This window comes from Streptomyces sp. NPDC020875, assembly GCF_040641415.1.
Classification (GTDB): domain Bacteria; phylum Actinomycetota; class Actinomycetes; order Streptomycetales; family Streptomycetaceae; genus Streptomyces.
Genome location: NZ_JBFADP010000121.1, coordinates 1 through 4,802, shown reverse-complemented (window position 1 = coordinate 4,802; position 4,802 = coordinate 1). Strand labels below are relative to the sequence as shown.

The 4,802-nt window shown below is 72.7% G+C and carries 5 protein-coding genes; 4 read left to right on the top strand and 1 reads right to left on the bottom strand.

Annotated elements, in window-relative coordinates:
* Window positions 1-114: 114 nt before the first annotated feature.
* On the bottom strand, window positions 115-1,008 hold the full coding sequence (locus tag AB0G74_RS34110) for an IS982 family transposase (RefSeq protein WP_361154556.1): 894 nt from the start codon (window positions 1,006-1,008) through the stop codon (window positions 115-117).
* Between the two features lie 184 nt (window positions 1,009-1,192).
* On the opposite strand from AB0G74_RS34110, the gene AB0G74_RS34105 reads away from it, so the two are divergent.
* The 4 genes from AB0G74_RS34105 to AB0G74_RS34090 all read left to right on the top strand — a co-directional run.
* On the top strand, window positions 1,193-1,408 hold the full coding sequence (locus AB0G74_RS34105) for a hypothetical protein (protein ID WP_361154554.1): 216 nt from the start codon (window positions 1,193-1,195) through the stop codon (window positions 1,406-1,408).
* A 112-nt stretch (window positions 1,409-1,520) separates the two neighbouring features.
* A complete protein-coding gene (locus tag AB0G74_RS34100) occupies window positions 1,521-2,036 on the top strand; it encodes an SRPBCC family protein (protein WP_361154551.1) in 516 nt (171 codons plus the stop codon).
* A gap of 256 nt (window positions 2,037-2,292) precedes the next feature.
* A complete protein-coding gene (gene nagB / locus AB0G74_RS34095; protein ID WP_361154549.1) occupies window positions 2,293-3,075 on the top strand; it encodes a glucosamine-6-phosphate deaminase in 783 nt (260 codons plus the stop codon).
* Between the two features lie 246 nt (window positions 3,076-3,321).
* Window positions 3,322-4,802: globin domain-containing protein (locus tag AB0G74_RS34090; RefSeq protein WP_361154546.1), on the top strand; the 1,481-nt coding region annotated here is incomplete at its 3' end.

Genomic DNA, 4,802 nt, shown 5'->3' with positions numbered 1-4,802 from the left:
ACAACGCTGGGGGCACCCCCGTGTCCGAAGGGCTACGGGGGAGAGTGTGCGTGCCGGGCGTCGCGGGCCAGGCGGGACTTTCGCAACACGCCCTAGATGAATGAGTCCGAAGGTTCAGTGGTCGTAGGCGATGAGGGAGCGTTTGGTCTTGGCGCCGGTGGTCCAGTTGTGCCAGATGGCTGTGGCGAGGGCGAGGAGTCGTTGGGCGGTGCGGGCGAACACTCCGGCTGGGGTTCTGCCACCGTGCTGTTCGAGGCCGAGCTGGCCTTTGAGGGTGTCGAAGACGGCCTCGATCCACTGGCGTGAGCGGGCGAGGCGGCCGTGCCGGACGGGTTCGTCCTTCCGGTCCGGCCGCACGAGGTGAACACCGAGGCGGTCGGTGAGGAAGGTCTCGAAGTCCTTTCCGGCAAAGCCCTTGTCCGCGAGGATCACCTGGCCTTTGCGGATCAGGTGGTGATCGCGTTCCAGCAGCGCGGTCATCACCTCCCGCTCGCCGAGCTTCGGGTTCGCCAGACACCAGGTCACGGGCATGCCCTCCGCCGTGGTGACCACGTAGAGCCTCAATCCCCAGAAGAAGCGGGAGTGGCTGCGGCAGTAGCCGTAGCCCGCGTGCCCGGCGAGGCCGGAGCGTTTGACGGTCTCCCTCGACGCGGCGCAGGGCAGGGGTGTGGAGTCGATCAGACGCAGGTCGTCGTGCCAGGTGGGAACCTGCCGGGCCAGAGCCTCGATCACCCGGGAGATGAGGGGCCCGGCTGCGTTCAGCCGCTTGTTGTAACCGGACTGCTGGGGCAGGTAACGGAACAGGTGGGACAGCCGGGCATGGGCGAAGCGGATCCAGTGCCGGGCCGACGGAAAGCCGAGCAGCACCTGCGCGACCGCCAGGCACAACAGTTCGGCGTCCGTCAGTTTCGGAGGCCGCCCGATCCGGCGACCTCCCGTGCAAGGCGCCACATGGTCGTCGATGAACACGTACAGTGCCGCCAGAAGGGCGTCCAGGTCGGTAGTCACACACAGGCCAACGGGCGCCCTTCGCCATAGTCGCGACCAGCACAAACATCGGACTCATTCATCTAGCCGCCGCACTCCGCCGCCGGGTATCCCCGAATGCCCGCGATACCGGCGGACGGCCGCGCGGCGACGCCCGGCGCGGTGGCGGGGCGGCGTTGTCGGACCCGTGGTGGAGACTGGTGCCATGGTCGCTCGTCGTCGTTCGTGTCCCGTGTGTCTCCGTGAGATCGCCGTTGTCGCGGGGCGGTTCGCCCGGCACGACCCGGCCGCGTCGCGGGCGGGCGCCGAGCTGGTGTCCTGCCCGGGTTCGCGGAGTACGGCGCCGTACGAGTCGGTGCTCCAGCCGTCGCTCGACGGGGTGGCGGTGCCGGTGTTCCCGGGGCAGCTGCCGTTGTTCTGACTCCGCCGTTCCGGGTTCCGGCCCGGCCGGAAGACGGCCCCGGGCGGCCGTCCGGGGGCCGTTGTCAGTGGCACGTCCTAGCGTGGGGGCACCCGAGTGAAGGAGCAGAGCCATGGCATCTCCCGTCCCCACCGGCCGTTTGCTGACATGTGAAGACGGCGGTACGGCGCTCGCCCTGGCCCGGACGCTGACCGCGCCGCCAAAGGACGTCTGGGCGCATCTGACGGACCCGGCGCGGACGGCGCTCTGGTTCGGTCCGTGGCGGGGCGAGCCGGGGCCCGGCGCGACGGTGGAGGTGCGTACGGCCTTCGAGGAGGAGGCGGGGTGGAGCCCGCTCGTCATCGAGGTGTGCGAGCCGCCCCGGCGGCTGCTGGTGGCGACGGACCCGGCGGCCGAGTCCTGGCGGCTGGAGTTCCTGCTGTCCTCCGGAGGCGGCCGGACCTCGGTGGAGCTGCGCCATCTGCTGCCCGCGGGACCGGTGGCGGGGCTCGGGGAGACCGGCCCCGGCTGGGAGTACTACCTGGACATGTTCACGGCGTCGTTCGCCGGTGTGCCGCTGCCCTCGTTCTCGGCGTACTACCCGGCTCTGCGGGGGTTCTACGAGGAGCTGCCCCGTACGGGCGGCTGACGGGCGCGGCGGTCCGGACGAGGCCCCGGGGCGGCAGGTCCCCGGGCCGGGCCGGGGACCTGGCCCGGGCGGAGTGCCGGTCGGGGTCCGGGACGCGTTCGCGGAAGTCGTGGCGGGTCCCTGACCGGTGACCTTCGTGACCTGGCGGCTTTCGCGCGGGATACGCGACAGCACGCCCTCACACCCGGTAGATTGGTCTACACCATTGCGCCGACCGACTGCCACCCAGCGTGCGCACACACAGACAGGGACTTCCGTGGAAGTTGTCATCGTTCCGGATGCCGCCGCCGGCGGCGAACTGATCGCCGAGGCCATGGCCGCCCTGCTGCGGCGGAAGCCCGACGCCCTTCTGGGGGTCGCCACCGGGTCCACCCCGCTGCCCGTCTACCAGGCCCTGGCGGCCAAGGTCCGGGCGGGCGAGGTGGCGATGTCCGAGGCGCGGATATGCCAGCTGGACGAGTACGTCGGCCTGCCCGCGGGCCACCCCGAGTCCTACCGTTCGGTGGTGCTGCGGGAGGTCGTGGAGCCGCTGGGGCTGCCCGAGTCCTCCTTCATCGGCCCCGACGGCGCCGCCGACGACGTGGCGGCCGCCTGTGCCGCCTACGACCGGGCGCTGACCGAGGCGGGCGGGGTGGACCTCCAGCTGCTGGGCATCGGCACCGACGGCCATATCGGCTTCAACGAGCCCTGCTCGTCGCTGGCGTCCCGGACCCGGATCAAGACGCTGACCGAGCAGACCCGCAAGGACAACGCGCGCTTCTTCGACAGCGTCGACGAGGTGCCCCACCATGTGATCACCCAGGGCATCGGCACCATCCTGGAGGCCCGCCACCTGGTGCTGCTGGCGACCGGCGAGGCCAAGGCCGACGCCGTGGCCCAGGCCGTCGAGGGGCCCCTCTCGGCCCTGGTGCCCGCCTCCGCCCTCCAGCTCCACCCGCACGCCACGATCGTGGCGGACGAGGCCGCGGCGTCCCGGCTCAAGCTCGGCGACTACTTCCGCGCCACCTACGCGGCGAAGCCCGCGTGGCAGGGCATCTGAGTCACCCCGTCGAATCCGGTTCCGGCCACCGGCCGGTACCCGCCGCCTCGGCGCGGGAACCGGTCGGCTTCGGCGGGTAACCGGCTTGACGTACCGGAGGGCCGCCGGGTGTATCGATTCCGTCCCGGCCGAAACAAATCCAGCGTTCAACGGCCCCTGTCGGCCCCGGGGTTGATACGGTGCGCTGGCCCGGTGCCGCCCGCGCGCACCGGGCGGCGTGCGACGTGCGGCCCCGGGGGGAACCACATGGACGACGACAACGCCGGGCCCGGCGGCCGGGCCGAAGGAGCCGGGACGTCCTCGACGTCACCCGGCGCACCGGGCCGCCGAGGCGCGGTGTTACCGGGCGGCGAGGGCGATATCGCCGCCGTCCGGACCAGCCTGGAGCGGGTCAGACGCCGCTCGGGGCATGTGATCCGCTACTTCTACGCCCATTTGTTCAGCCGCCATCCCCATCTGCGGTCCCTGTTTCCCGAGGTGATGGACGACCAGTACGACCGGATGTTCTCGGCCCTGGTCCATGTCGTGGAGCATCTGACCCATCCCGGCCTGCCCGCCCGGCTGGAACGGCTCGGCCGCGACCACCGCAGATTCGGGGTGGCGGACGCGGACTATCCGGCGGTCGGCGCCAGTCTGGTCGCCGCCCTCCGCCATCATTCCCAGGCCACCTGGGACCCCCGGACCGAGGCCGCCTGGCTGCGGACGTACGAGGGGGTCGCCGCCCATATGACGGCCGGGGCCCGCCGCTCCGCCGCGGCCCGGGAGACCGTCTGCTGGGAGGCGACGGTCCTCACCCACCGGCTGCACGGCGATCACACCGCCGTGATCCGGGCCGCCGTCCGGACCCCCTACCCCTGGCTGCCGGGGCAGTACGCCACCCTGGAGCACCAGGATCTGCCCGGGGTGTGGCGGCCCTACTCCCTGGCGGGGGTGTTCCGGCCGACCCCCGCGGGCGCGGCCGAGCGGGAACGCGTCCTGGAGTTCCATGTGGGCCGGGTGCCCGGCGGGCGGCTCAGCCGGGTGCTGTGCGACGCGACCCGGCCCGGACAGCGGCTCCGGCTCGGCCCGGCGTCGGGTTCGGCGCTCGCCCCGGCGCCCGGTACGCCCGCCGTCACGCTGATCGCCGCCGGTACGGGCTGGGCGCCGGTCAAGCCGGTCCTCGCGGAACTGCTGCGCCGCCGCCCCGCGCCCCGGATCCGGGTGGACGCGGTCGCCAGCGGTGAGGCCCACTTCTACGACGGGGCGTTCCTGGACGGTCTGCTGCGCGACCGGCCGTGGCTGAGCGCCTACTGGTGGTACGAGGAGCGGGGCGAGGGCCTGATCCGGGCGGCCGAGCGGCTCCACGAGCATCTGCGGGCCCGCCGGGACTGGGCCGACGAGAGCGTCTATCTCTGCGGTCCGCCCGGGTTCGTCCACGAGACGGCCGAGCTGCTGTTCGCCTGCGGGCTGCCGCCGGACGCCCTGATCCGCGACCCGCAGCCGATGCCCGCCGGGCGGCGCGGCCATGTGTCGCACGCGGAGGCGTGCCTCGACGCGCCGTCGGTGCGGTGGATCGATCCGGACGCCCGGCTGCGGGCCTTCCCCGACCCCGGGGAACCGGACGGCGACGTCGGCCGGGACGCCGCACCGGCCGAAGACTGCGGGGACCGCGACGTCCGCTGCCGTTACCAAGGAACAGAAGCTCGCCAAGCTGCGCGGCTTGGTCCAGTTGGGCGATCAGTCGTTCC

Coding starts and splice junctions, on each gene's coding strand:
- AB0G74_RS34100 (WP_361154551.1), top strand. CDS start 1,521: ATGGCATCTCCCGTCCCCACCGGCCGTTTGCTGACATGTGAAGACGGC.
- AB0G74_RS34105 (WP_361154554.1), top strand. CDS start 1,193: ATGGTCGCTCGTCGTCGTTCGTGTCCCGTGTGTCTCCGTGAGATCGCC.